The sequence below is a fragment of the Aureimonas endophytica genome, from assembly GCF_014642635.1.
Taxonomy (GTDB): Bacteria; Pseudomonadota; Alphaproteobacteria; order Rhizobiales; family Rhizobiaceae; genus Plantimonas; species Plantimonas endophytica.
The window spans coordinates 463915-490380 of the sequence record NZ_BMIQ01000003.1; the positions used below are offsets into that span (position 1 = coordinate 463915).

Annotated in this window: 25 protein-coding genes; 14 read left to right on the forward strand and 11 right to left on the reverse strand. The window is 68.4% G+C overall.

The window, feature by feature from the left end; genetic code table 11:
* Window positions 1-21: 21 nt before the first annotated feature.
* Window positions 22-792: a 3-oxoacyl-ACP reductase FabG gene (fabG, locus tag IEY14_RS12310; RefSeq protein ID WP_188908818.1), complete on the forward strand. Its 771-nt coding sequence runs from the start codon at window positions 22-24 to the stop codon at window positions 790-792.
* Between the two features lie 30 nt (window positions 793-822).
* On the opposite strand, the gene IEY14_RS12315 is transcribed toward fabG, so the two are convergent.
* Complete coding sequence (locus IEY14_RS12315) at window positions 823-2148, reverse strand: aspartate aminotransferase family protein (RefSeq protein WP_188908820.1); 1326 nt, start codon at window positions 2146-2148, stop codon at window positions 823-825.
* Window positions 2145-3143: a phosphotransferase enzyme family protein gene (locus IEY14_RS12320; protein ID WP_188908822.1), complete on the reverse strand. Its 999-nt coding sequence runs from the start codon at window positions 3141-3143 to the stop codon at window positions 2145-2147. Before IEY14_RS12320 ends, IEY14_RS12315 begins: the two co-directional genes overlap by 4 nt.
* 219 nt (window positions 3144-3362) lie before the next feature.
* On the opposite strand from IEY14_RS12320, the gene IEY14_RS12325 reads away from it, so the two are divergent.
* From IEY14_RS12325 to IEY14_RS12365, 9 genes are all read left to right on the forward strand, one after another.
* Window positions 3363-3581 (forward strand): acylphosphatase, encoded by a 219-nt coding sequence (locus IEY14_RS12325; protein ID WP_188909252.1) that lies wholly within the window; start codon window positions 3363-3365, stop codon window positions 3579-3581.
* Between the two features lie 324 nt (window positions 3582-3905).
* Entirely contained in the window at window positions 3906-4550 is a 645-nt protein-coding gene (locus tag IEY14_RS12330) for a Rieske 2Fe-2S domain-containing protein (RefSeq protein ID WP_373288971.1), read from the forward strand.
* Entirely contained in the window at window positions 4547-5392 is an 846-nt protein-coding gene (locus IEY14_RS12335) for an aromatic ring-hydroxylating oxygenase subunit alpha (RefSeq protein WP_188908825.1), read from the forward strand. Before IEY14_RS12330 ends, IEY14_RS12335 begins: the two co-directional genes overlap by 4 nt.
* On the forward strand, window positions 5389-6045 hold the full coding sequence (locus tag IEY14_RS12340; RefSeq protein WP_188908827.1) for a glutathione S-transferase family protein: 657 nt from the start codon (window positions 5389-5391) through the stop codon (window positions 6043-6045). The genes IEY14_RS12335 and IEY14_RS12340 overlap by 4 nt, the downstream gene beginning before the upstream one ends.
* Window position 6046: 1 nt before the next feature.
* On the forward strand, window positions 6047-7426 hold the full coding sequence (locus IEY14_RS12345; protein ID WP_188908829.1) for an amidohydrolase: 1380 nt from the start codon (window positions 6047-6049) through the stop codon (window positions 7424-7426).
* A 31-nt stretch (window positions 7427-7457) separates the two neighbouring features.
* Window positions 7458-8555, forward strand: coding sequence for a BMP family ABC transporter substrate-binding protein (locus tag IEY14_RS12350; protein ID WP_188908831.1), 1098 nt, complete (start codon window positions 7458-7460; stop codon window positions 8553-8555).
* Window positions 8556-8557: 2 nt separating this feature from the next.
* Window positions 8558-10075, forward strand: coding sequence for an ABC transporter ATP-binding protein (locus IEY14_RS12355; protein ID WP_188908833.1), 1518 nt, complete (start codon window positions 8558-8560; stop codon window positions 10073-10075).
* Window positions 10072-11166 carry an ABC transporter permease gene (locus tag IEY14_RS12360; RefSeq protein ID WP_188908835.1) on the forward strand — a complete coding sequence of 365 codons (1095 nt, stop codon included), beginning with the start codon at window positions 10072-10074 and terminating at the stop codon, window positions 11164-11166. Before IEY14_RS12355 ends, IEY14_RS12360 begins: the two co-directional genes overlap by 4 nt.
* A complete protein-coding gene (locus IEY14_RS12365; RefSeq protein ID WP_188908837.1) occupies window positions 11163-12074 on the forward strand; it encodes an ABC transporter permease in 912 nt (303 codons plus the stop codon). Before IEY14_RS12360 ends, IEY14_RS12365 begins: the two co-directional genes overlap by 4 nt.
* Here IEY14_RS12365 and IEY14_RS12370 read toward each other — a convergent pair.
* Window positions 12062-12559 (reverse strand): amidase family protein, encoded by a 498-nt coding sequence (locus IEY14_RS12370; protein WP_210318379.1) that lies wholly within the window; start codon window positions 12557-12559, stop codon window positions 12062-12064. The genes IEY14_RS12365 and IEY14_RS12370 overlap by 13 nt on opposite strands.
* A gap of 149 nt (window positions 12560-12708) precedes the next feature.
* On the opposite strand from IEY14_RS12370, the gene IEY14_RS12375 reads away from it, so the two are divergent.
* A complete protein-coding gene (locus IEY14_RS12375; RefSeq protein ID WP_244639457.1) occupies window positions 12709-13221 on the forward strand; it encodes an amidohydrolase family protein in 513 nt (170 codons plus the stop codon).
* A gap of 91 nt (window positions 13222-13312) precedes the next feature.
* On the opposite strand, the gene hydA is transcribed toward IEY14_RS12375, so the two are convergent.
* From hydA to IEY14_RS12400, 5 genes are all read right to left on the reverse strand, one after another.
* Window positions 13313-14716 carry a dihydropyrimidinase gene (gene hydA / locus IEY14_RS12380; protein WP_188908841.1) on the reverse strand — a complete coding sequence of 468 codons (1404 nt, stop codon included), beginning with the start codon at window positions 14714-14716 and terminating at the stop codon, window positions 13313-13315.
* On the reverse strand, window positions 14713-15930 hold the full coding sequence (locus IEY14_RS12385; RefSeq protein ID WP_188908843.1) for a cysteine desulfurase-like protein: 1218 nt from the start codon (window positions 15928-15930) through the stop codon (window positions 14713-14715). Before IEY14_RS12385 ends, hydA begins: the two co-directional genes overlap by 4 nt.
* A 25-nt stretch (window positions 15931-15955) precedes the next feature.
* Window positions 15956-16630: an amino acid ABC transporter permease gene (locus IEY14_RS12390; RefSeq protein WP_188908844.1), complete on the reverse strand. Its 675-nt coding sequence runs from the start codon at window positions 16628-16630 to the stop codon at window positions 15956-15958.
* A 62-nt stretch (window positions 16631-16692) separates the two neighbouring features.
* Window positions 16693-17475 (reverse strand): transporter substrate-binding domain-containing protein, encoded by a 783-nt coding sequence (locus IEY14_RS12395; RefSeq protein ID WP_188908846.1) that lies wholly within the window; start codon window positions 17473-17475, stop codon window positions 16693-16695.
* Between the two features lie 156 nt (window positions 17476-17631).
* Window positions 17632-18381, reverse strand: a complete 750-nt coding sequence (locus IEY14_RS12400; protein WP_188908849.1) for a GntR family transcriptional regulator — start codon at window positions 18379-18381, stop codon at window positions 17632-17634.
* A gap of 249 nt (window positions 18382-18630) precedes the next feature.
* On the opposite strand from IEY14_RS12400, the gene IEY14_RS12405 reads away from it, so the two are divergent.
* Together IEY14_RS12405 and IEY14_RS12410 are read left to right on the forward strand one after the other, a co-directional pair.
* A complete protein-coding gene (locus IEY14_RS12405) occupies window positions 18631-20169 on the forward strand; it encodes a gamma-glutamyltransferase family protein (RefSeq protein ID WP_188909255.1) in 1539 nt (512 codons plus the stop codon).
* A gap of 10 nt (window positions 20170-20179) precedes the next feature.
* Complete coding sequence (locus IEY14_RS12410) at window positions 20180-21397, forward strand: amidohydrolase family protein (protein ID WP_188908851.1); 1218 nt, start codon at window positions 20180-20182, stop codon at window positions 21395-21397.
* 31 nt (window positions 21398-21428) lie between these two features.
* Here the strand turns inward: IEY14_RS12410 and IEY14_RS12415 are convergent, their stop codons facing one another.
* The gene (locus IEY14_RS12415) at window positions 21429-22397 is read right to left on the reverse strand and encodes an SDR family NAD(P)-dependent oxidoreductase (protein ID WP_188908853.1); all 969 of its coding nucleotides are present in this window, start codon (window positions 22395-22397) and stop codon (window positions 21429-21431) included.
* A 163-nt stretch (window positions 22398-22560) separates the two neighbouring features.
* Between IEY14_RS12415 and IEY14_RS12420 the strand changes: the two genes are divergently transcribed.
* Window positions 22561-23454: an AraC family transcriptional regulator gene (locus tag IEY14_RS12420; RefSeq protein WP_188908854.1), complete on the forward strand. Its 894-nt coding sequence runs from the start codon at window positions 22561-22563 to the stop codon at window positions 23452-23454.
* Window positions 23455-23591: 137 nt separating this feature from the next.
* On the opposite strand, the gene IEY14_RS12425 is transcribed toward IEY14_RS12420, so the two are convergent.
* Entirely contained in the window at window positions 23592-25214 is a 1623-nt protein-coding gene (locus IEY14_RS12425; protein ID WP_188908856.1) for an ABC-F family ATP-binding cassette domain-containing protein, read from the reverse strand.
* A 163-nt stretch (window positions 25215-25377) separates the two neighbouring features.
* Window positions 25378-26436 (reverse strand): LacI family DNA-binding transcriptional regulator, encoded by a 1059-nt coding sequence (locus IEY14_RS12430; protein WP_308422028.1) that lies wholly within the window; start codon window positions 26434-26436, stop codon window positions 25378-25380.
* Between the last annotated feature and the right edge of the window lie 30 nt (window positions 26437-26466).

Genomic DNA, 26466 nt, shown 5'->3' on the forward strand with positions numbered 1-26466 from the left:
AGGGCGATCGAAAGGGTATCGATGTTCATATCGCTGGAAGGAAAGAGCGCGATCGTCACGGGGGCGAGCCGTGGGATCGGTCGCGGCATCGCGGCGGGTCTGGCAGGCGCCGGGGCAAAGGTGCTCGTCGTGTCGCGGAGCCGCGACGAGGCCGGGGCCGTGGCGGAGGCGATCGGCAACGGCGCCGTGGGTTTTTCTGCCGATGTCGCCTCGCCCGAGGGGTGCGGCGCCATGGCGGCGGAGGCGGAGGCGCGCTTCGGCGGCATCGACATTCTCTGTGCCAATGCCGGCATCTTTCCGGCGGCCAAGCTCTCGGAGATGACCGCCGACGATTTCGACCATGTGATGGCCACCAACCTGCGCTCGACCTTCCTCAGCGTGCAGGCCGTCTTGCCGGCGATGGAGCGCGGCGGCAAGGGACGTGTCATCCTCACCTCCTCGATTACCGGCCCGGTGACCGGCTATCCCGGCTGGTCTCATTACGGGGCGAGCAAGGCCGGGCAGCTCGGCTTCATGCGGACGGCGGCGATCGAGCTCGCGCCGCGCAACATCACGGTGAACGCGGTGATGCCCGGCAACATCTTCACCGAAGGGCTGGAGGGCATGGGGGCCGACTATATCGCCCGGATGGAGGCCTCAATTCCCCTGAAGCGTCTCGGCCGGGTCGAGGACATCGCGAACGCCGTGCTGTTCTTCGCCTCCGACGAGGCCGCCTATGTCACCGGACAGGGTCTGGTGGTGGATGGCGGGCAGATCCTGCCCGAATCGCTTGGCGCCCTCGAAGCCATGTGAGGCGGATGCCCGTCGGTCCCGGCGAGGCGCTCAGCGCTCCGCCAGGATCGCGTCCAGCGTATCGGTGAAGAGGGCCGCATGGTCCTCGGCGAAGGGCAGCGGCGGGCGGATCTTCAGCGTGTTGCCGTGGAGCCCGGCGGCCCCGATGAGGATGCCGCGCTCCTTCATGGCGTTGATCACATGGCTGGTCAGCGCCGCATCCGGCGATCCGTCCTCCGCGTCGATCAGATCGAGGCCGATGAAGAGGCCCGCCCCGCGCACCGCGCCGATCGCGGCATGGCGTGGCATCAAGGCTTCCAAGCCCTCCTTCAGGCGCGCGCCGACCACCTGCGCATGGTCGATGAGACCTTCTTCCGCGATGACGTCCAGCACCGCCAGGCCGGCGGCGGCGGCGACCGGATTGCCGCCGAACGTATTGAAATAGCCCGTCTCGGCGCAGAACCGGTCGAGAAGCTCCGGCCGCGTCACGACGCCGCCCATCGGAAAGCCGTTGCCCATCGGCTTGCCCATGGTGACGATGTCGGGGACCAGCCCATGTCGCTCGAAGCCCCAGAACCCGGCGCCGGTGCGCCCGAAGCCGGGCTGCACCTCGTCCGCGACGAAGAGCCCCCCGGCCTCCCGCACGATCCCGGCGGCGTCGCGAAGAAAGCCGGGCGGATCGGCATGGATGCCGTCGGAGGAGAAGATCGTATCGACCACGAGGCCCGCGAAGCCGAGGCCCTGCGCTTCGAGATCCGCGATCGCGGCCTTCAGCGCGGCGGCGAAGCGGGCGCCGACATCGCCGCCGGCCGCGATGTCGGGGGCCGGGATCGTGCGCACATGCGCCGCCGGGCGGCGGCGGAGCAGCGAGGACGGGGAGATTTCCGTCACGGCGGCGGTATTGCCGTGATAGGCGGCCTCCGTCACAACGATGCCCCGTGCCCCGGTGAAGCTATTGGCGATGCGGAGCGCCAGATCGTTGCTCTCGCTGCCCGTGCAGGTCATCAGGAGATTGGTGAGGGGCGCCGGGAAGGTGGCGAGCAGCCGCTCGGCATAGGCTTCCACCGGGCGCGTGAGATAGCGCGTATGGATGTTCAGCGCCGCCGCCTGCGCGGCGATCGCCGCGACCACCTTCGGATGGCAATGGCCGACCGACGGCACATTGTTATAGACGTCGAGATAGCGCCGACCATCCGCATCGAAGAGATGGACACCGCTGGCGGAGACCATCTCGATCGGCCGCTCGTAGAACAGGACGGACGCCGCGCCGAACTGCTCGCCCCGCCGCCGTATCTTGCCGGCAATCGCGCCATCGATCCCGCCGATCCTGCCGGGATCGAAGCGGTTCATCGAGAGAATCTCGCGAGCCGCGCTCATGCCGCGCGCTCCGCCGCGCCGCCGGCGAGATAGCGCTCGGCGAGGGTGACGGTGCCTTGCGTATAGGCGGGGCCGAGGGCCTTAGCGGTCGGGGTCTCGGCATGCGAGGCGATCCAGGCGGTGAGCTGCATCCGGCGCAGCATGACGAAGGCCGGCAGCATCGCCGCCTGCGCCTCGGCGAAGAGCGCGACGCCGCGATAGCCCTCCAGCCAGGCCTCCATCAGCGCCGGCACGATCGGCTCGTGCTCGATGAAGCTGACGGCGGCGGCGAAGTCGTAGCCGAACCACGAGAAGCCGCAATCGTCGAAGTCGATCACCGCCATCTCTTCGCCCTCGACCAGAAGATTGGCGGCGCGCAGGTCGCAATGGACGAGGCCGAAGCGGTCCTCCGCCTCGCCGAAGGCGGCCGTGTCCGCTTCGAGCCGCCGGTGCAGGCGCTCCAGCACCGCGCGGCCCGATGCGTCGAGGCCGAGGGCATCGCGCCAGTCGCCCCAGTAAGCCTTGGCCCCGAGGATCGTCGCGAAGTTCCAGCGCTTGCGCGTGAACCCCGCCGGCCGGGTCCAGCCCCTGGCATGGCGATGCAGGCGGGCGTTGATCGCGCCGAGATGGCGGAACCAGCGCGGCAGGTCGTCCCCCGCCTCCGGCTCGCGCCCGCCCCGATGCTCGAAGGCGACGACATGGCGCCGCGTGTCGCCGTTCTCGAAGGCGACGAGCAGCTTTCCGTCGCGCGTCGGCACCGGGCGGGGCGTCGGCACCACGTCGGCCGCGCGCAGGGCCTCGATCCAGGCAAGCTCCGAGGCGATCTCCGCTTCGGTGTGATAGTCCGGCCGATGGACGCGCAGGATCAGCCGCCGGTCCGGCTCCTTCAGAAGGAACGTGGCGTTCTCGGACACCGTCAGGAGATCGAGCGTCGCATCGGGCGAAGCGCCCCATTCAGACAGTCTGGCCCGCACGGTCTCGGCCAGCCGCTCGATGAAGCCCTGATCGTAAAGCATTCCGATACACCTCGTCGCGAAACTTGGCAGATGCAACACCAAATATGTGTAACTTGCAACACTCGAAGGAGTGGCATTAGCGCCTGCTTTTGATCGGTGGAGGCGGGGCGCTGGCGTCGGCGACCCGCGCTTGCCATGCGCTCGGCGCGCCCGCAAAATCGTCGCTGCAAATTTGATGGAGGCCGCCTGTTGGATCGAAGGGATCTGGATCGCGAACGGATGACAATCACCGGCGATTTGGCCGTCGAAGCCTTTCTGCCCTGGATCGACCGCCACGCCGCCAAGCTGGGACTGTCGCCGACCGTGGTGCGAGCCGTGTCCGACCGGATCGAACTCGACCTGTCCGGTCCGTCCGAACTTCTGGACATGCTCGAGATCGGATGCTGGCTCGGGCCAATCGACGCCATGGTCGAAGGCATCGAGCGCCGGCCTTTGTGACGACGAGGCCGATCGGCGCGGTTCGAGAATCCTTCCGCTCTTGCTTCCAAACGAAGCGCCTCGCGCACGGCTCATGGCTGCCCTCCGCCCAATTGGACGGCCCCTCCACTTCCGCCGCGATCAGTTCACCCATCTTGAGGCTGAGCCACCGCACTGGATCTCGCCATGCGCTTGGGCGAAGCGGTGGCGCGCCGATTGCCGCCGATTTAGGCGATTGCGCATGATTTAGACATGCGTTGCTGTTGTTTAAAGCTTGTGCAGCCCATTGAGCGCCGATTAGATGTGCAGGTTGCGAGGCCCGGCGGTCGAGGCCGTCTGCATGGGGTGCGGAGTGGAATGACGGCTTGCTGGATGCCGATCGCTCTATCGTCGGATCTGCCGGCGGCCAGCGTCATGCCGATCGCGACGCCCGCCGGCGCTCTGGCTCTCTGGCGCAGCGCGTCCGGTCGCCTTACGGCGGCGGCGGATCGCTGTCCGCATCGCGGCATGCGCCTGTCGCACGGCTTCGTGCGGGGCGAGGCGCTGTCCTGCATCTATCACGGCTGGAGCTACGATGCCTCGGGGCGTTGCGTACGCATTCCCGCCCATCCGAACCTGACGCCGGGCCAGTCGATTTGCGTCGCGACGCGGGCGGTCGACGAAACGGGCGGCATCATCTGGCTCGCCGAGGAGCGGCCGGAGGCGCCGGTGCCGCGCCTCGCCGGCCTGTCGCCCGTGCGTTCGCTGACGGTCGACGCACCGCTGCCGGCGGTGGAGGCGGCGGCCGGCGCGAAGGCCGACGCTGTCGGCCATATCGCCCGTACCGACGGGGCACCGGGCTTCCTCCTCGCGGCGCAGCCGGACCGGCGGACGCTCGTCCATGTGCTCGTGGCGGAAGCGGCGGGGCCGGCCGAGCGTGTCGCGGCCTCGCGGGCGGCGGAAGCGCTGCGCCGCGCGGCGGAAGCGATCCGGGAGGAGATCGCGGCATGAGCGCCGATCCGATGCGCGACGAATGGTATCCGGTCGGGCTCGCGAGCCGGCTCCGGCGCGCCGGCCGCGCCACGGCGCTGATGGGCGAGCCGATCCTCGTCTCCGGCGAGGCCGGCGGTTCGGCCCGCGTCACCGATGGAGCAGGCCGCGAACTGCCCGTCCTCATGCGCTACGGCCATGTCTGGACTTCGCTCGGCGCGCCCGAACGGGACCTCTTCGCCCTTCCCGAAGCCGGCCAGCCGGGGCGGCGGCTCGTCGATGTCGGCGTCGTGCGCGTGCGCTGTTCGCCGCTGCGCGCCGTCGAGAACTTTCTCGACATCGCCCATTTTCCCTTCGTCCATACGGACATCCTCGGCGCCGAACCGCATACGGAAGTCGCGAACTACAAGGTCGAGATCCGCGAGGATGTCGACGAAGTCTGGGCGACCGAAGTGGAGTTCTACCAGCCGCAGGCCGCGAAATCGGCCGAAGGCGGCCTCACCACCCGTTACATGTATCGCGTGCCGGCGCCGACCGCCTCGATCCTCTACAAGACCTGCCCGCCGCGCCCGAGCGAATGGGATGTCATCGCGCTCTTCGTGCAGCCGCTCGCCGAGGATCTCTGCGACGTCTGGCCTTGGATGGCGCTGTTCGACGACGACACGCCGATGACCGACCTGATCCAGTTCCAGCAGCTCATCTTCCTGCAGGACCGCTCGATCCTGGAAAACCAGATTCCCCGGCTCCTGCCGCTCGACCCGGGCATGGAGATCCCGACACGCGCCGACCTCACCTCGGTCGCCTATCGGCGCTGGCTGAAACGGCGCGGCTATCGCTACGGCGCGCAGCTGGTGGCGCAATGAAGCTCTACGACTACGTCCTCTCGCCGAGCTGCTACAAGGTGCGGCTGATGGCGGCGCTGGCCGGCGTACCGCTGGAGCTTCGTGCCGTCGACTTCCATCCGGGCGAGGAGCATCTGACGCCGGCGCTTCTCGCGCTCAATCCCGCCGGATCGCTACCGATCCTGGAGGACGGCGAGCTCGTCCTCACGGAATCGGCGGCGATCCTCACCTATCTCGCGGCCAGGTCGGCGCCGGCCTGGCTGCCGGACGGACCGGAGGAGACGGCCCGCGTCCAGCAATGGCTCGGCTTCGCCCATCGTCTCACCGCCTCCCTCGGCGGCGCCCGCCTGCACGAGATGCTGGTGCGGCCGGGCGATATCGACCGTTTGCAGGCGGAGGGCGTCGCGGCCCTGCGCGAACTGGAGGCGGGACTCGTGGAACGGCGCCTTCGCGGCCAGCCCTTCCTCGCGGCCGGCCGGCCGACCATCGCCGACATCGCCTGCTTTCCATATGTCGCGCTCGCGCCGGACGGCGGCGTGTCGCTCGATCCCTATCCGGCCATCCGCCTCTGGTCGCGCGCGCTCCGCTCGCTCGACCGCTTCGTCGAGATGCCGGGCATTCACCGCCTGCACGAGCTAAAGCCCGAGCCCGGCCAAGCCATGGACGCCGCCTGACATGGCCGGACATCTCCTGACGAATTGCGCGGCGGTCATCGCCAATCTGGGCCAGGGCCCGATCGTCCTGCGCGACGTCGATCTTCTGACGGAAGGGCCGGCGATCGCAGCGATCGGTCCGAACCTCTCGCAAGGCGAGCTGCCGCTTGGCACCGAGCGGCAGGATGCCAGCGGCTGGTTCGTCTATCCGGGCCTCATCAACACGCATCACCACTTCTTCCAGTGCTTCGTGCGCAACCGCGCCGAGCTCGACTGGACGAAGCTTTCCGTCATCGAATGGCTGGACCGGATCTATCCGATCTTCTCCCGTCTGTCGGAGGACGGCTTCTATCACGCCTCGGTCACGGCGATGGCGGAACTCGTCAAGCATGGCTGCACCACGGCCTTCGATCACCAATATTGCTTCCCGCGACAGGCGGGCAAACGGCTGATCGACCGCCAGTTCGAGGCGGCGGACCTTTTCGGCCTGCGCTTCCACGCCGGGCGTGGCGGCAACACGCTGCCGAAATCCGAGGGCTCGACCATTCCCGACGCCATGCTGGAGACGACGGACGAGTTCATCGCCGATTGCGAGCGCTTGATTCATACCTATCACGACGGCAGCAGCTTCAGCCTGCGCCAGGTGGTGGTGGCGCCCTGCCAGCCGGTGAACTGCCGCCCCGAGACCTTCGTGGAATCGGTGGCTCTAGCGCGTGCCCACGGCGTGGTGCTGCACAGCCATGTCGGCGAAGGGGAAAGCGCCGTGATCGAGGCGCGCCACGGCCGGCGCACGGTCGACTATTGCGCCGAGCTCGGCTTCGCCGGGCCCGACACCTTCTATGCCCATGGCTGGGAACTGACCCATGACGAGCTCGCCCGCATGGCGGCGAGCGGCACCGGCATCGCCCATTGCCCGGAGCCCGTCTATCTCGTCGGCGCGGAGGTGACGGACATTCCCGCCATGGCCGTCCTCGGCCTGCGCATCGGGCTCGGCTGCGACGGCGCGGCCTCGAACGACAATTCGAACCTGATGCACTGCATCCATTCGGCCTATATGCTGCAATGCCTCGTGGCCGCGACGCGGCGTCGTCCGGTGCCGCCGCCGGCCGAGTTCCTCGCCTATGCGACGAGCGGCGGCGCCGCTCTTCTCGGCCGCAGCGATATCGGGCGCCTCGCGCCCGGCATGGCGGCCGATCTCTTCGCCATCGACACGCGGCGCATGGATTATGTCGGCACGCGCCACGATCCCCTGAGCCTCATTCCGAAGGTCGGCATCGGCACGGCGACGGATCTCACCATGATCAACGGCCGCATCGTCTGGCGGAAGGGCGAATTCGTCGGGCTCGACGAGGCACGGCTCTTCGCCGAGGCGGAAGCGGCCCTCGCCCGCTTGGATCTCTAGACGCTTTCAGACCTTCATGAGGGGAATTGCCATGCCGACCACCATCGCCCGCCGCGCGCTTCTGAAGGGCGCCGCCGCCACCGGCCTCGCCGCGACGCTCGGGGGGCGGATCGCCCGCGCCGAGGCACCGCTCGGCATCACCCTCGTCATCCCCTCTCCCGTCGGCGATGTCGGCTGGGGCCATGCCCTCGTCGCCGGTCTGGAGCCGGTGAAGGCCGCCTATGGCGACAAGGTGAAGGTGACGGTGCTGGAGAACATCCAGGAAGGGCCGGACGCCGACCGCATCATGAACAAGACGGTGGCGGACGGCAACAAGGTGCTGATCGCCGGCTCCTTCGGCTATCAGAACGGCGCGCTCCAGATCGCCCGCCGCCATCGCGACGTGACGGTGCTGCATGCCTCCGGCTTCCAGGTGGCGCCGAACTTCTCGCCTTTCGCGGCGCGCTATTATCAGGGCACCTATCTCCTCGGCATGGCGGCGGCCGCCCTCAGCCGCTCGGGCAAGCTCGGCTCGGTCTCCGCCTTCCCGATCCCCGAGCTGATCACCTCGCTGAACGCCTTCACGCTCGGCGCGCAGGCCGTGCGGCCGGACATCGAGGTCGCGGTCGTCTGGGTCAATTCCTGGTTCGATCCCGCCAAGGAGCAGGAGGCGGCCAAGGCCCTGATCGCGCAAGGCTGCGGCGCCATCTTCTCCAACGCCCAGGACACGCCTTCCGTCATCTCGGCCTGCGAGGCGGCGGGCGTGCCGGTCTTCAATCTCAACTCCTCCATGAAGGCCTACGCGCCGAAGACCTATCTCGGCTGCGTGGCGACGGACTGGTCGCCCTTCTTCAAGGCCTCGGTCGACGCCCATCTCGCCGGCAGCTTCAAGGGCGCGAACGCCTTTCTCGGCGTCGCCGATAAGGTCGTCGCGGTCACCGACTGGAACCCAGCCATTCCCGCCGAGACGATGGTGCGAATCCGGGAGACCGAGGCGAAGATCGCGGCCGGCGGCTTCTCGCCCTTCACCGGCCCGATCGCCAAGGCGGATGGCAGCGTGGGCGTTCCCGCCGGCGCGACCCTCGCCGATGCCGAAATCATCGCGATGAACTGGCATGTGAAGGGCGTGTCGACGCCGCTGCCCGCCTGACCATGTCCGCCCCGCTCCTGTCGCTGCGCGGCCTTTCCAAGAGCTATGGCCGGATCCAGGCGAACCGGGCGATCGACCTCGACGTCGCGCCCCGGTCGATTCATGCCGTTCTCGGCGAGAACGGGGCGGGCAAGTCGACGCTGATGAAGCTGATCTCCGGCGTCGAGCAGCCGGATGCGGGCATGATGGCCTGGAAGGGCGAGGCGCTCGCCCTCGCCTCGCCCGCCGAGGCCCGGCGCCGGGGCATCGCCATGGTGTTCCAGCATTTCTCGCTTTTCGAGACCCTCACCGTCGTCGAGAACCTGCGGCTCGTCATGCCCGGCGGGCGGCGCGAACTCGCCGAGCGCCTGATCCGGCTCGGGCGCGAGTTCGGCCTAGAGGTCGATCCCTTCGTCCACGTCCATGCGCTGTCGGTCGGCGAGCGGCAGCGGGTCGAGATTCTGCGTTGCCTGATGACCGACCCGGAACTCCTGATCCTCGACGAGCCGACCTCCGTTCTGCCGCCGCAGCTCGTGGTGGCGTTGTTCGAGACGCTGCGGCGCCTGCGCGACAAGGGCGTGTCGATCCTCTTCATCTCGCACAAGCTGGAGGAGATCCGCGCCATCTGTGACCGGGCGACGATCCTGCGCGACGGCGCGGTGACGGGCACGCTCGAGCCCCGGCACCACGATGCCCAGGCTCTCGCCCGGCTGATGATCGGCCGCGAGATGCCCCGGCCCGTGCCGGCGGCGCCGCGCGAGCCCGGCGAGACGCGGCTCGAGCTGATCGGCCTCGACCATCGCCCCGAAGACCCGTTTGCAATGCCGCTGCACGGCATCGACCTGAAGGTCCGGGCCGGCGAGATCGTCGGCATCGCCGGCATTTCCGGCAACGGCCAGAACGAACTGGCGGCCCTCGTCTCCGGCGAGACGGTGCTGCCGCCGGAGGCGAGCGACCGGATCTTCATGATCGGCCGCCCGGTGGGCGAACTCGGCGCCCGCGACCGCCGGGCGCTCGGCTTCGCCTTCATGCCGGAGGAGCGGCTCGGCCGCGGCGCCGTGCCGGATATGCCGCTCGCCGCCAATGCCCTCCTCACGGCTCACGCCAAGGGCCTCGTGCGGCGCGGGCTGGTCGACCGCGCGAAGGCCCGCGACTTCACTGCCGCCTGCATCCGCGACTACGACGTGCGCACCCCTGGCGTCGAGGCGGAGGCCGGCGCGCTGTCGGGCGGCAATCTCCAGAAATTCATCATCGGCCGCGAGATCATGCTGGCGCCGAAGCTGCTCTTCGTCGCCCAGCCGACCTGGGGCGTCGATATCGGCGCGGCCGCCGCGATCCGCGGCCGTCTCGTCGCGCTGCGCAACGAAGGGGTCGCGATCCTCGTCGTCTCGGAGGAACTGGAGGAGCTGTTCGAGCTCTGCGACGTGATCCATGTCCTGGCCGGCGGCCGGCTCAGCCCGCCGCTCCAGGCGCGCGACACGAGCGCGGAAGTGATCGGCCGCTACATGATGGGCGCCGAGCCGGCGGAGGCCGCTGCGTGAGCCGTCTTCCCCTCTTGCCGGTCCTCGCGCGCCGCGAGCGCCTGTCGCCGGCAGCCGCCCTTCTCGCGCCCGTTCTGGCGCTTCTCCTATCGGGGGCGTTGACGCTCGGCCTCGCCGTCCTCACAGGACGGGACGCGGCGGCCGTGGCGACCGCCCTCGTTCTCGAACCCTTTCTCTCCTGGTCCGCCTTTTCCGAAGTCCTCCTGAAGACCGGGCCGCTGCTCCTCATCGCGCAGGGCCTCGCCATCGGCTACCGGGCCAAGGTCTTCAATATCGGGGCCGAGGGCCAGTTCATCCTCGGCGCCATCGCCGCATCGGCCATTCCTGTCCACCTGCCGGAAGGCGAGGGCCTGTGGATCTGGCCGGCGATGCTGCTGCTCGGGGCGCTCGGCGGCGCGGCCTGGGCGGCGCTGACGGCATTCTGGCGGGTGCGCCTCAACGCGAGCGAGATCCTCGTCTCCCTCATGCTCTCGCTCGTCGCGGCGCAGGTCCTGAACTATCTGCTGCTCGGCCCGTGGAAGGACCCGAACGGCTTCAACTTCCCGCAATCCGTGATGTTTCCGCTCGACGCGACCCTACCGATCCTCTTTCCCGGCACGCGCGTCAACGTCTCGTTCCTCCTCGCGCTTCTCGCCTCGCTGGCGGCCTTCGTCTTCATGCAGCGCAGCTTCGCCGGCTTTCGGCTGGAGGTCGGCGGGCTCGCGCCGCGCGCCGCCGCCTATGCCGGCTTCGACGAGAAGCGGGCGATCTGGCTGTCGCTCCTCGTCGGCGGCGCGGCGGCGGGGCTCGCCGGCGCGGCCGAGGTCGCCGGCCCGCTCGGCCAGCTCCAGCGCTCGATTTCGACCGGCTACGGCTATTCCGCCATCATCGTCGCCTATCTCGGCGGCCTCCATCCGCTCGGCATCCTCGTCGCCGCCCTGGTCATGGCGGCGATCAGCATCGGCGGCGACAGCGCCATGGTCTCGGCCGATCTGCCGCTCGCCGTCGTGCGCGTCTTCCAGGGCGCGCTGCTCCTGGCCTATCTCGCGGCTTTCGCCTTCGCGCGCTATCGCCTGGAATGGCGGCGTCCGGCCGCGCCGAGGCCGGCATGAACGCGCTGGCCTTCGTCCTCGCGGGCACGCTCGCGGCCGCGACGCCCTTTCTCCTCGCAGCGCTCGGCGAACTGGTGGCGGAGCGGTCGGGCGTCCTCAATCTCGGCGTCGAGGGCATGATGGCGCTCGGCGCGGTCCTCGCTTTCATCACCGTCCGGCATGGCGGCGGCCACGGGCTCGCCTTCGCGGCGGCGGGCGCCGGCGGCGCGGGCCTCGCGCTGCTCTTCGCCCTCTCGGTGCTGGGCCTGCGCACCAACCAGGTCGCGAGCGGCCTGGCGATCGGCCTTCTCGGCCAGGGCCTCGCCGCCCTCTTCGGCCAGAGCTACGAGAGCCAGATTGTGCCGGGCCTGCCAAAGCTTGCCCTGCCAGGCCTTTCCGAGCTTCCGGTGCTGGGCGGTTTCTTCGCGCAGGATCTCGTGGTCTGGCTGACGCTCGCCGTGACGCTGGCGATCGGGACGATCCTCGCGCGTGGCAAGCTGGGTCTCGTCCTCCGGGCCGTCGGCGAGAATCCGAAGGCCGCCCATGCCACCGGCATCCCGGTCGTCGCGGTGCGCCTCGCGGCCATCGCCTTGGGTGGGCTGATGGCCGGCTTCGCCGGCGCCTATGCGGCCACGGTCTACACCCCGCTCTGGGCGGACGGGATGATCGCCGGGCGCGGCTGGATCGCCATCGCGCTCGTCGTCTTCGGCACCTGGCTGACGGGCCGAATCTTTCTCGGCGCCTGCCTGTTCGGCGCCCTGTCGCTGACGGGTTTCGCCGCCCAGGCCGTCGGCGTCAGCCTGCCGTCGCAGTTTCTCGCTAGCTTGCCCTATCTCGTCACCATCCTCGTCCTCGGCGTTATCTCGGCGAACAAGCGCCTGATGAAGCTGAAAGGCGTCGCCTCGCTCGGCGAGCCCTACGAGCGATGAGGCCGCCGGCAGGTCGGCCGGCTTCGTGGCATTGCCGGCTGAAGCCGCCGGAAGACGGGATGAACCTCGGCTTGGAAAGCTCGGTGCGGCCCGCCTTCTAGCTTAAGAGTCCCCTGCCGCATCCTTTCTCTAAACGGTGAGAGGCGCGCGAGGGAATGGCCCCACCGATCCTCCGCCTCTAACCGGGCGGCCAGGGCTAGCAGCAGGTGCTCCCTGTCCAGCGGACCCAGGATTTGCACCGGCAGAGGCAAGCCTTCGCCGCCCTCGCCGAAAGGCAGCGTCAGCGCCCGAAAGCCGGAGACATTCGCCGAGGGGGCGAACGGGGCGCACTCGAGCATCCATTCGAAATGTCGATCGACGTCGTCGTGATCAAGCGGAAAGCTGCCGAGCGGCTTTGGCGGACCGGGGAGCGTGGGCGTGAGGGGGGCGTCGATAACCTCGAAGATCCGCCAAAGATCGGCGCCGACGAGGACCATGTCCCGCATCACGCCTCAGATATTCATGGCGCTCATGGCCTGACCTTATTCGGCGACGCACCGCGTAGTCTTCTCGACCGTCGAAAGATCGAGATTCATCCGGTTTGCCGCCTCGGCGAGGTTGGCGGCGACGATGCCGCCCAAATCCTTAACCAAGGTTGGAACGCTGGCGAAGGGCATCGCCGATCAAGGTCGCGGCGGGCCTCCATAAGATCGGCAGCTTCGATTTCCGCGAATGGGCCTCGGCGCACGAGGTCTACGAGATGGCGACGCTCGGCGCCGCGCGCTCCGGCCTGATGGACGCGGAAGTCGGCTCGCTGGAGGTCGGCAAGGCGGCGGACATCGTGCTCCTCGACCGCACGGCCTGGGGTTTCATCCCGCTGCACGATCCGATCAACCAGATCGCCTTCAGCGCCGCGTCCGAATGCGTCGAGACCGTCATCGTCGACGGCCGCGTCGTGATGCGCGATCGCAAGCTCGCCCGGGCCGACGAGACGGCGATCCGCGAGGAGATCATCGAGGCGGCCGAGCGCTTCCGCCGGGAGGCCTGCCCCGACATGAGCCGCGGCGCCGCCATCGTGCGCCCCTATCTCGAAGCCATGCATTTCGAGACGACGGGCGGGACCGGTCTCGGCCTCGCCGACGAGTCCCGCCGCGTCCGCCCCTCCTGAGCCGATGGGCTTTCGGGGCCCCTCGCCGCGCGGTCTCGGCGACGTCGCCCGGATCGCCTCGCCCGGCGGGGAAATGCCCGGCTTCTACGCCTCAGAAGGTGGCAAGGGCCGAGCGGGTGCGGGCCACGTAGCGTCCCGCGCCCTTCGTGCCGACGAGTTCGCCGTCGCGGATCATCACCTTGCCGCCGACGATCATCGTCTTCGGCCAGCCGGTGATCTCGATGCCCTCGTAGGGGCTGTAGTCGGCTCCGTCATGCAGATCGGCATGGCGGATGGTCCGCTTTTCTGCCGGGTCCCAGATGGCGATGTCGGCGTCCTTGCCGATCGCGATGGAGCCCTTCTTCTCCAGGCCATAGGTGCGGGCATGGTTGGTGGCGGTCAGCGCCACGAAGCGCGGCAGGTCGATCCGGCCTTTCGCGACGCCTTCCGAGAAGAGGATCGGCAGGCGCGTCTCGACGCCCGGAATGCCGTTCGGAATGTGCCGGAAGCTCGTTCTGCCCTTCGGATTCAGCTTGCCTGCCGGGTCATCGTAACGGAAGGGGCAATGGTCGGAGGAGAAGAGATCGAAGACGCCCGCCTCGATCCCGCGCCAGCAGGCCTCTTGCTCGGCCTCGTCGCGGGGCGGCGGCGAACAGACGAATTTCGCGCCCTCCCAATCCATGCCGTCGAGGTCTTTCGCGGTCAGGACCAGATATTGCGGACAGGTCTCGCCGACGACCTTCTGGCCGCGCGCGCGTGCCCGCGCGATCTCCTCCATCGCCGCGCCGTTGGAGACATGGACGATGACGATCGGCACTTCGGTGATCTCGGCCAGCGACAGGGCGCGATGGGTCGCCTCGCGCTCCACGGCGACGGGCCGGGTCGCGGCATGGGCCTTCGGCCGGACCTCGCCCGCCGCCTCGTGCCGGCCGATCAGGTAGCGGATCGCGTCCTCGTTCTCGCAATGGACCATGACGAGCGCACCGGTCCGCCGCGCCGTGTCCATGGTGGCGAGGATCTCGGCATCGTTCAGCCGCAGGCCCTCATAGGTCATGAAGACCTTGAAGGACGTGTAGCCGCTTTCCACCAGCGCCGGCAGCTCCTGACCAAGCACGGCCGGCGTCGGATCGGAGACGATCAGATGGAAGGAATGGTCGGTATAGCAGTTGCCTTCGGCCAGCGCGTGATAGGCACTCAGCGCCTCGCGCAGTGACTGGCCCTTCTCCTGGAGGCAGAAGGGAAGCACGCAGCTATTGCCGCCGAAGAGCGCCGAGCGCGTGCCGCTCTCGAAACCATCCGCCATGACGATGCCGTCGCCCGAGGGCTGGGCGAGATGGACATGGCTGTCGATGCCGCCCGGCAGCACGAGCCGGTTCGAGGCGTCGATCACCTCGGCCGCCTCGCCGAGGCTGTCGCCGATCTGGACGATCGTGCCGTCGCGGATGCCGATATCCGCCTGGAAGACGTCGGCGGCCGTCGCGATCGTGCCGCCCCTTATGACGAGGTCGAAGCTCAAAGCCTCGGCTCCAGCGCCGCGATCAGGCGATCGACCTCCTCCACTGTGTTGTAATGGATCATCGACACGCGCACGACGCCGTCCTGGCGCATCAGTCCATGCTCCTCGACGATCCGGCGCGCATAGAAGTCGCCGAAGCGGATGCCGACCTTCGCCGCGTCGACCGCCTCGACCACCGCTTTGGAACTCTCCTCGCCAACCGTGAAGGAGAGTGTCGAGACGCGGTCCTCGATGGCGGTGGAGCGCCGGCCGATCACCCGGACGGAGTTGCGCGAGGTGAGGAAATCCATCAGCCGCGCGGTGACGATGCGCTCCTGCTCGGCGATGGCCGCGAAACCCGCCTCGATCGCCGGCCGGCCGCCGGAGGCGCCCTCGCGGCGCCCCAGTTCCTCGACATAGTCGACGGCGCCGATCGAGCCCCAGGCCGCCTCGTAATTGATGTTGCCGGGCTCCAGCTTGTGCGGAACGCGGCTCTTGTCGAAGAAGTAGTGATAGATGTTGTCCAGCGCCTCCAGCTTGTCTCGCCGGCCGTACATCACCGCGTGATGAGGCCCGAAGACCTTGTAGACGCTGAAGACGTAGTAATCGGCGCCGAGCGCCTTCACGTCGATGGCGCGATGGGGGGCGTAGGCGACGGCATCGACGACGAGATCGGCGCCGACGGCATGGGCGATCTCCGCGATCTCGGGGATCGGGTTAATCGTGCCGAGAATGTTCGAGGCATGGGTGACACAGACGAGCTTGGTGCGCTCGCTCATCAGGGCTTTCAGGTCTTCGAGATCGAGCTCGAAGGTTTCAGGATCGCAGCGCCACCATTTGATGACCACCCCGCGCGCCTCGTGCTTCAGCCAGGGGCCGATATTCGCCTCATGGTCGACATTGGTCAGGATGATCTCGTCGCCCGGCTGCAACCGGCTCGTCATCGCTTCCGACAGGAAGCGCAGGAGAACAGTGGTGTTCGGCCCTTCGATGATCTCGCCCCGGTCGCAATTCATCATCAGGGCGAAGGCGTCGCGCGTTTCGGAGACGCGCTGCAGGGACAGCTGGCTCGGCGCGTAGCTCGCGCCGGTCTGGACATTCGAGGTCAGCAGGTAGTCGGACATCCGCTCGGCGACGCTGCGCAGCACCTGGCTGCCGCCGGCATTGTCCATGAAGGCCCATTCCCCCGCGAGGGCGGGAAATTGCGAGCGGACGAAGGAGAGATCGAGGGGCATCGGGGGACTTTCGGGAAGGGCCGCGTCAGCGCGCGGCGCGGCGCGCATGATGGGACTCGTAGCGCGCGACGAGACGCACCATCGGCAAGAGGAGCAGTAGATAGATGACCGCCGCGCCGATGAGCGGCGTCGGATTGGCGGCGAGCGCCTGAGCCTGCGTCGCCTGTTTCAGAAGGTCCGGCAGCGCGACGACGGAGGCGAGCGCCGTGTCCTTCAGGACGTTGATCGAATTGTTGGTCAGCGGCGGAATGACGATGCGCACCGCCTGGGGTAGGATCACGTGGCGCATCCGCCGATAGGCGTGCAGGCCGAGCGCGTCGGCGGCCTCGAACTGGCCGCGCGGGATCGCCTCGATGCCGGCGCGGTAGATCTCGGCGGCATAGGCGGCCGAGACGGTGGAGAGCGCGAAGACGGCCGCGACGAACGGTGAGAAGCGGATGCCGAGGAAGGGCAGCGCGTAATAGACGATCACCAGCCAGACGAGGACCGGCAGGGCGCGGAACACGTCGATATAGGCGATGGCCAGCAGCCGGACGGGCTTGGCGGCATAGAGCCGCGCGAGGGCCAGAAGCAGGCCGCCGGCGAGACCGAGGGCGATCGACAGGGCGCCGAGCAGCACGGTCCGACCCAGCCCGTCCAGAAGGAGCGGGAAATAGCGGACGAGCACGCCGAGATTGAAGAAGGTCGATACGATGTCCATCGGTCAGCCGTCTCGCGCCGGAAGAGCGCCGGAGGCCGTGGCCTCCGGCAGGAAGAGCCGCGTCAGAGCTTCGGCATCTCCGCTTCCTTGGCCGTCGAGGTGGAGGCGTCGGGGGCCGAGCCGAACCACTTTTCGTGGAGCTTGGCCAGGAAGCCGTCCTTCTTCAATTCGCCGATCGCCTTCGAGGCCTCCGCCGCCAGCGGCGAATCCTTGGCGAACATCATGGAATATTGCTCGCCGGTCTTGATGCGTTCAACGACCGCATATTGCGGCTTGTCCTTGATGTAATAGGCGACCGCCGGAATATCGGAAATATAGCCGTCGATGCCGCCATTGCCGAGGTCGAGCATGGCGGGCGACAGGCCCTCGAAGCGGCGGATGTCGGCGATGCCGTATTCCTTCTGGTGCTCGGTCGCCCAGATGTCGCCGGTCGATCCGGTATCGACGCCGACCGTCTTGCCCTTCAGCCCCTTCAGCCCTTCGATGCCCGACGATTTGAGCACCGAGAGCGACTGGTCGCTGTCGTAATAGGGCTGGGCGAAGGAAACCGACTCCAGGCGCTTCTTCGTGATGGTGATCGAGGAGATCGCGGCATCGATCCGGCCCGACTGCACCGCCGAGAAGAGGCCGTTGAACGGGATGTTCTCGATGGCGACGTCGTCATAGCCGAGGCGCTTGGCGACTTCCTTGGCGAGTTCGACCTCGAAGCCGACATTCTGCGCCGACTCGTCCTGAAACTCCCAGGGGACGTTGCCGATATTGGCGCCGACCGTCAGCGTCTTGGCGAAGGCCGGACTGACGAGGGCGGCCGCGAGGCCGAGTGCGGCGAGCGTGATGCGGATCATGGAAGCTCCTTCGGTGACAGAGGAACGACGCCGAGCATCCGCACAAAATCCGACCAAGTGGATGCTCAACAATCGTGCAGGCTTATTGCATGCACTTTATGATGCAATCTGTACGGCCGATTTGACGATCCGCAAAGCGAAAACTTCGAAGTCCCGTTAGGATTTTACGGAGGAAGGACGCGGTCTCCCTTTCGGCGCGCGCGGCCGCTCGGCGACGGCCGGGCGCTCGGCCGCCGCATAGGGGCCGAGAATGTCCATGAGATCGCCCCGCGATTGCGGCATCTTCAGGAAGGCTCTCGCCGCCACCTGATCGAGATGGTCGCCCATCAGCGCGGCCGCCGCCTCGCCATCGCCGGCCGTCAGGGCCTCGATGACCGCGCGGTGCTCGGAAATGGCGCATTCGGAGGAATGCGGCCGGCCGAAGGTCGCAAGCGACAGGCTGGATCGGTAAGCAATTTCGCGGACATAGCGGGTCAGCGTCGGCTTGTCCGTCATCTCCGCCAGCTTGACGTGGAATTCCGTGGCGAGGCGAATGGAATTGGCCTCCGGCCCGTCCCGTGCCTGCTCCTCCTCGGTGACATGCGCCTTCAGGTCCTCGATCTGCTTCGGCGAGAGCCGGCCGCACAGCGCGCGCACCACCAGACGCTCCAGCTCGCGACGAATGTCGAATTCGTCGCGCGCCTCGTCGAAGGACGGGGTCGCGACGATCGCGATGCGGTTGCGCCGCAATTCGACCAGCCCTTCCGACGCGAGCTGGCCGAGCGCATGGCGCGCGATCGTGCGGCTGACGCCGAAGCGTTCGCCGAGCGTGTCTTCCGGCAGCTTGTCGCCCGGCGCCAGCGCCTGCTCGAGGATCGCGCGGCGAATGGCGCGGCAGATGATCGCGGTGCGATTGGAGGCATCCATGGAACGGCGTCGGCTTTTGAAGGCGATGGTTGTGGGCACAGCCTTAGCAGCTTGCGGCGGGTGAGTTCAAAGCGTTCTCGCCCCACATGCGGTACGCAGTTAGATGGCCTGATCGCATGCACTTCGCTTCGATCTCGCCCGCGCAACGGTCGCGCGTCCGGCACGAATCATGCATGCTGGCCGGGCATGAGCACTCCCGATCCCGTCCATCCTCTCACGACAGATCATCCGCCCGCCCGCTTCCGGGCGATGGTGACGACGCCGCACCGGCTGGCGAGCGAGGCGGGACTGCGCGTCCTCGAGCGCGGCGGCAACGCGATCGAGGCGGCCGTCGCGGCGAGCGCGGCGCTGTCGGTCGTCTATCCGCATTTCTGCGGTCTCGGCGGCGACGCGATCTGGATGATCGCCGACCGGAAGGGCTTCGCCACCTGTCTCCTCGGCATCGGCCAGGCCGCGCGCCATCTGCCGGAGGTCGACCCGATCCCGGTTCGCGGCCCCTTGTCGGCGCTGACCAGCGCGGCCCTCGTCGAGTCCTGGGACCTTGCTCTGGCGCATTCGCAGCGTCTCTGGAACGGGCGCGAAGGGTTGAGACATCTTCTGGACGATGCCGTCCATCTCGCCGGCGACGGCTTTCCGATGTCGCAGTCGCAGCGCTTCTGGCTCGACTTCCGCGCGACGGAACGCTGCGACTGGCAGGAATTCGATCGGCATTTCCTGGGAAGCCCCGGCGCGCTCTTTCGCCAGCCGGAACTCGCCGCGAGCCTTCGGGCCATCGCGGCGCAGGGGCCGCGCGAGTTCTACGAGGGGGCGCTCGGCCGCCGCATCGCGGAGGGACTGGCGCGCGCCGGCTCGCCGCTCGATGCGGCCGATCTCGCCGCGACGAAGGCCCGCGCGGAAGCGCCGCTCGCGATGCCCTATCGCGGCCTGACGCTTCTCGCGCCGCCGCCGCCGACGCAAGGCGTGACGACGCTCGCCATCATGGGCATCCTGGAACGGCTGTCGCTGTCCGGCCTCGATCATCAGGGAGCGGATTTCCTGCATCTCTGCGTCGAGGCCGTGAAGCGCGCCTTTCTCGATCGAGGCATGGTCGCCGATCCCGATTTCGCGTCCGTGCCGCTGGAGCGCATGCTCGATCCCGCAAGGCTCGCCGCGCAGGCGGCGGGGATCGACCCGCGCGCCGCTCTGCCCTGGCCGCATCGGTTCCGCACCGGCGACACGGCCTTCATCGGCGCCGTCGATGCCGAGGGCCGCAGCGTGGCGCTGCTGCAAAGCCTCTATTACGACTGGGGCAGCGGGGTCGTCGCCGGCGACACCGGCATTCTCTGGCAGAATCGGGGCGCCGCCTTCGATCGCAGCCCCGCCGGACCGAACCGCCTGCAACCCGGCAAGCGGCCCTTCTATACGCTCAATCCCGGCATCGCCCTTTCCGACGGGCGTCCGGCGCTCGTCTACGGCACGCAAGGGGCGGACGGACAGCCGCAGACGCTGGCCGTGCTCCTGGCCCGGCTGATCGACGCCGGCCTCGATCCGCAGGCGGCGCTCGCCGCGCCCCGCTTCCTGCTGGGGCGGACCTTCTCGGACGCCCGCGATGCCCTGAAGCTCGAAGCCCCGGCCGGCGAGGCCTGTTTCGCCGAACTCGCGCGCCGGCGCCACGAGGTCTCGGCCCTGCCGGCGCTGAGCCCGCTCGCCGGTCAGGCCGGCGTCATCGCGATCGATGCCGACGGCCGGATGAAGGGCGCGCACGACCCGCGCAGCGACGGCTGCGCCCTCGGCCTTGCCGTGAACTGAAGGAGACGGGATGGATTTCGTCATCCGCAATGCCCGTGTTCCCGGCCGGCCGGCAGTCCTCGACATCGGCATCGCGGCGGGCCGCATCGCCGCGATGGAGCCGGATCTGGCCTGCGAGGCGCCGGAGCGCGACGCGGAAGGCCGGCTGGTCTTCGCCGGCTTCGTCGATAGCCATATCCATCTCGACAAGGCCTGCATCCTCGATCGCTGCGCGATCTGCGAGGGCACCGTGCAGGAAGCGGTGCGCGCGACGGCCGCGGCGAAGGCGGCCTTCACCGAGGAGGATGTCTATCGCCGCGCCGCCCGCGTGGTCGAACGGGCTGTGCTCCAGGGCACGCTGGCGCTCCGCAGCTTCGTGGAGGTCGATCCGCGCGCCGGCTTCCGGTCCCTGGCGGCGATCCGGCGCGTGAAGGCGGACTATGCCTTCGCCCTCGACATCGAGATCTGCGCCTTCGCCCAGGAAGGGTTGACGCAGGAGCCGGAAACCGAGGCCATGCTGGCCGAGGCTCTGGCCGGCGGCGCGGATCTCGTCGGCGGCTGTCCCTATACCGATCCGCGGCCGGACGAGCATGTCCGGCGCATCTTCGCGCTCGCCGCGCGCTACGGCACGGGCGTCGATCTCCATGCTGATTTCGATCTCGATCCGCACGGATCGAGCCTGCCTTGCATCATCGCCGAAACCGAGCGCCATGGTCTCGGCGGGCGCGTCTCGATCGGCCATGCGACGAAGCTCTCGGCGATGGAGCCGGACGCGGCGGATGCGGTCGGCCGACGGCTCGCCGAGGCCGGCATCGCCGTCACGGTCCTGCCGGCGACAGACCTGTTCCTCACCGGCCGCGACCGCCCGCGGCTCGTGCCGCGCGGCGTGGCGCCCGCTCATCGCCTGAAGCGGCTGGGGGTCTGCGCGACGATCGCGACGAACAACGTGCTCAATCCCTTCACGCCCTTCGGCGACGCCTCGTTGCCGCGCATGGCCAATCTCTACGCCAATGTCGCCCAGCTCGCGCGCGACGAGGAGATGGAGGCCGTCTTCGAGATGATCTCGGCGGATGCCGCCACGCTGATGGGACGCCGCTCCGGCCTCGGCATCGGCGCGCCGGCCGATCTCGTTCTCCTCGACGCGTCCAGTTCCGCCGACGCCGTGCGCGAGATCGCCCAGCCCCTCGCCGCGTGGAAACGCGGCAGGCAGGTCATGGAAAGGGCGGCCGGTCGCATCGTTCGGCCCTGAGCGTCGATACGACCGGGTCGGGGTCGGCGTCCTACGAGAAGCGTTCGCCCACCAGCTCCTCGCTTTTCGCCCAGAGCGCTTCCGCCCGTTCGCGATCCAGCGCATAGGGTCGGACGCCGCCCCGGATGCCTTCGCCGTCCTGGATCTCGGCGACGTGACAATCCTCGCAATAGCGCCCGCCCACGGCCTCGGCATCCGCCACGACCGCCGCCCAGACCGAGGTCGCCGCGCCCTGCGGGATCGTCTTGTACTCGAAGGGCGGCAGACCCGCCTTCGCATGAGCGTCGTTGATCGAAGCGATCAGCGCGGTTTCCTGATCCGCCGTCATGTGGCGGCCGAGCTCGGTGCGGATGCCGCCCGGATGCACCGCCGCCGCGCGGACGCCATGCCCGCGATGACGCCGGTCAAATTCCACGGCGAACAGGATGTTGGCCGTCTTCGACCGTCCATAGCCGACCCACGGGTCGTAGGCCGTCCGCTCGAAATTCATGTCCGGGAGATCGACATCGGCGAAACGGTGGCCGGCCGAGGACAGAGTCACGAGCCGCCCACCGTCGCGAAGCAAAGGCGCGATGCGGTTCACCAGGACGAAATGGCCGAGATGATTGGTGCCGATCTGCATCTCGAACCCATTCGCCGTTCGCCCGAAGGGCGGCGCCATCACGCCGGCATTGGCGATGACCACGTCGAAGGCACGGCCGTCCGCGAGCAGCCGGTCCGAAGCCCCTCGCACGCTGGCGAGCGAGGCGAGGTCGAGCTCGATCAGTTCGAAGCCGCCGCCGCCAGTCTCGGCGGCGTCCCGCACGCCGGCCGTGGCGCGCTCGGCTTTCGCCAGGTCGCGAGCGGCGCCCACCACGTTGGCGCCATGCGCCGCCAGGGCCCGCGCCGTCTCCACGCCGAGACCGGCGGAGGCCCCGGTCACCAGCACGCGTTTTCCTTCGAGCACCGTACCGGCCAGAACCTCGTCCGTGGTCGATGTCGCACCGAAATCCTTGGTCATGTCTTGTCCTCGATCCCGTCAAGCGCGGGCGATCCCGATCGGATCGTTCGCCTCCCGGATATGGCCGGCCCGAGGCGTCCCGGCGCGCCTGTTCGTATCGGCTTCTTGCCTGATCCTATCAGGCTGCTTGCGCTTCGATGGGCGCTGCGCGATCTTCGCCGGCATGCAGGACCTGCTCGACCGCATGACCCGGCGCGTGCTGCGCCATATCGATGGCGCGACGCCGGGAACGCCGCTGCCGCATGTCGGCTTCGGCATGACGCATCGGCCGGGCACCGCCATGTCGACCTTGTACGAGCCGATGGTCTGCATCGTGCTGCAAGGCGCGAAGGAGGTTCTGATCGGCGATCGCGTGCTCCGCTACGATGCCGCGACGTTCTTCGTCGCCTCCGTCGAGCTGCCGGCGACGGGACGGGTGATCGAGGCCTCCGCCGCCCGGCCCTATGTCGCCGCCGGCCTGACGATCGATCGCGACGCGCTCGCGGCGCTCATGGCCGAGCGGCCGGCGGCGGTGCCAGAGACGACGGTCGGCTTCGGCACCGCGCCGATCACGCGGGAGCTGCTGGAGGCCTGGGACCATCTCGTCGCGCTGCTCGATGCGCCGGACGACATTCCCTTCCTCGCCGCCGCGCGCGAGCGCGAGGTCCTGTATCGCGTTCTACAGAGCGGACATGGCGCGATGCTCCGTCAGATCGGGCGGCAGGACAGCCGCCTGTCGCGCGTCCGCCGGGCGATCGACTGGATCCGCCGCCACTACGATCAGACGCTGCGGATCGAAGCCCTGGCCGAGATCGCCGGCATGAGCGTCCCCTCCTTCCATCGCCACTTCAAGACGGCGACGGCGATGAGCCCGCTGCAATATCAGAAGGTGCTGCGTCTCCAGGCCGCCCGCCGTCTCATGGCGACGAATGCCGAGGCCGCTCGAACCGCCTATGCGGTCGGCTACGAGAGCGCCTCGCAGTTTAGCCGCGAATATGCCCGCCTCTTCGGCGCCCCGCCCTCGCGCGACGCCGAACGTCTGCGAGCGAAGGACGGCACGCCCTCGACGCCCCTATGACGTCGTGGATCAAGACGGCAAAGCGAAGCGGGCCGGGAGAGGCCGTATCCGCAACGGGCGCAAGACTCTCGTGCGTCGTCGGCGATGCTTCGTGCCGCCAGCTTCTCCTTCCTGGATGATTCAAACCGGCAAGAGGCTCAGTTCCGAAGTCCCGGCGCTTCCTGGCCCGTGCGCTCGACATATTCGGAATAGCCGCCGCCATAGAGATGCGGGCCTTCCGGTGTGAGCTCCAGCACGCGATTGGACAAAGCCGCCAGGAAATGGCGGTCGTGGCTGACGAAGAGCATGGCGCCCTCGAACCGCGACAGCGCCTCGACCAGCATCTGCTTGGTGGCGATGTCGAGATGGTTCGTCGGCTCGTCCAGAACGAGGAAGTTCGGCGGATCGAACAGCATCCTGGCCATGACCAGCCGCGCCTTCTCTCCGCCCGAGAGGACGCGGCATTTCTTCTCGACCTCGTCGCCCGAAAAGCCGAAGCAGCCGGCGAGCGCGCGCAAGGGGGCTTGGCCGGCCTGCGGAAAGCTGTCTTCCAGCGATTGCAGCACGGTGCGCTCGCCGTCGAGCACTTCCATCGAATGCTGGGCGAAATAGCCCATCTTGACGCTCGGCCCCCGCGTCACCGTGCCGGAATCGGGCTCCGAAGTGCCGGCGATCAGCTTGAGCAGCGTCGACTTGCCCGCGCCGTTCACGCCCATGACGCACCAGCGTTCGCGCCGGCGCACCTGGAAATCGAGCGCCTCGTAGATGGTGCGGTCGCCATAGCGCTTGCAGACGCTCTTGACCGTCGCGACGTCCTCGCCCGAGCGCGGCGCCGGCTGGAACTCGAAGCGCACCGTCTGCTGGCGCTTGGGCGGCTCGACGCGCTCGATCTTGTCGAGCTTCTTCACCCGGCTTTGCACCTGCGCGGCATGGCTGGCGCGCGCCTTGAAGCGCTCGATGAAGGCTTCCTCCTTCGCCAGCATCGCCTGCTGGCGCTCGAACTGCGCCTGCTGCTGCACCTCGGCGATGGCGCGCTGCTGGCGATAGAATTCGTAATCGCCCGAATAGGAGGTCAGCGCGCCGCCGTCGATCTCGATGATCTTGGTCACGATGCGGTTCATGAATTCGCGATCGTGCGACGTCATCAGGACGGCACCGTCGAAGCCCTTGAGAAAGCCTTCGAGCCAGATCAGGCTTTCGAGATCGAGATGGTTCGACGGCTCGTCGAGAAGCATGATGTCGGGGCGCATCAGGAGGATCTTCGCCAGCGCCACGCGCATCTTCCAGCCGCCCGACAGCTTGCCGACATCGCCGTCCATCATCGCCTGGCTGAAGCCGAGACCGTCCAGCACTTCGCGGGCGCGCCCGTCCAGCGCATAGCCGTCGAGCTCGTCGTAGCGGCCCTGCACGTCGCCGTAGCGGGCGATGATCTCGTCCATCTCGTCGGCACGGTCCGGATCGGCCATGGCCGCTTCCAGCTCCGCCATCTCGGCCGCCAGCGCGCTGACCGGTCCGACGCCGTCGATCACCTCGATCACCGCGCTGCGACCCGCCATGTCGCCGACATCCTGGCTGAAATAGCCGATGGTCACGCCGCGATCGATCGAGACCTGGCCCTCGTCCGGCAGTTCCTCGCCGGTGATCATGCGAAACAGCGTCGTCTTGCCCGCGCCATTCGGGCCGACGAGACCGATCTTCTCGCCGCGCTGGAGGGCCGCCGACGCCTCGATGAAGACGATCTGCTTGCCGTTCTGCTTGCCGATGCTTTCAAGGCGGATCATGCGGGAATTCCAGGTCGGCGCGGGGCGGGAGCCGCCTCAAATCATCCCATCCGCCGCCGCGCAAGGGGCGGCGGCGACATAGGTCCGGTTTTGCCGGCGCGCATGCGTCATCGCGCTGAACCGTGGCCGCGGCCGCCCGAGCCGGGTGCCGGCCCGGTAAGGCTCAGACCGGCCCGCAACTGTCTCCCAGGATCAGGGCGGGCTGGAAGACGACGTTTCGCGGCGGCGCCCCGGGGCCTCGCTCGATACGGTCGACCAAGAGCCTCAGCGCCTCGTTCGTCATCTCCGAGATGGGATGCTCCGTTCTCGTCAGCCGTGGGCGCAGCCCTCCGATGCCCGGAATGGTGTCGGTGGAGGCGATGGAGATGTCGTTCGGGCAGGAAAGACCGAGATCGGCGAGCGCCCGCATGACCCCGAGAGCCATCACGCCGTTGGCGACATAGATCGCGGTCGGGCGGTTCGAGCTCGTCAGGAGCTCGCGCGCCACGGAATAGGCGACATCCTCGCGGAAAGCGCCGTTGCGGACGTGTTCGGGCTCAGGCGTCAGGCCGCGCGCCGCCATGCCCTCCAAGAGCCCGTCGAGGCGCCCCCGACCCGTCGACAGGTGCAGCGGACCCGTGATCGTCGCGATGCGGCGATGGCCGAGATCGAGAAGATAGTGGGTGACCTGACGGGCGGCCGAGACGTTGTCGATTGTCACGGTGTCGCAGCGATCGTCCGCGACGAGGCGCCCGAACAGGACGGTCGGGATCCGGCTCCCCTCGCCGTCCCGTCCGTCGAGGCGCAGGCCCGCGTCGATGGGTACCAGCATCAGCCCGTCGCATGAGAGAGCGCGGACGCGCGAAAGGATCCGCCGCTCGTTTTCCGGCTTCTCGTCGCTGTTGAAGAGCACCAGCGAATAGCCCCAATCGGCGACGGCCGCCTCCGCCGCGCAGACGATGCGGGCGAAGAAGGGGTTGGTGAGATCGGAGACGGCGAGCGCGATCAACTGGCTGCGACCCCGCTTCAGGTTGCGGGCGGCCGACATGGGCGCATAGTCCAGATCGCCGATCGCGGCCAGCACGCGCGCCCGCAACGAGGGGCTGACATAGGCGGTGTCGTTGACCACCGCCGACACGGTCGCCGTGGAGACGCCGGCCGCTTTTGCAACGTCGCGGATTGTGGCCAAACGAGCCCCGTAGCTAACCGTTTCACCGAAGCGCCGGAACGCTTTTCGAGGCAAACACCGTTACCTGCCCTCGGACAGACGTCA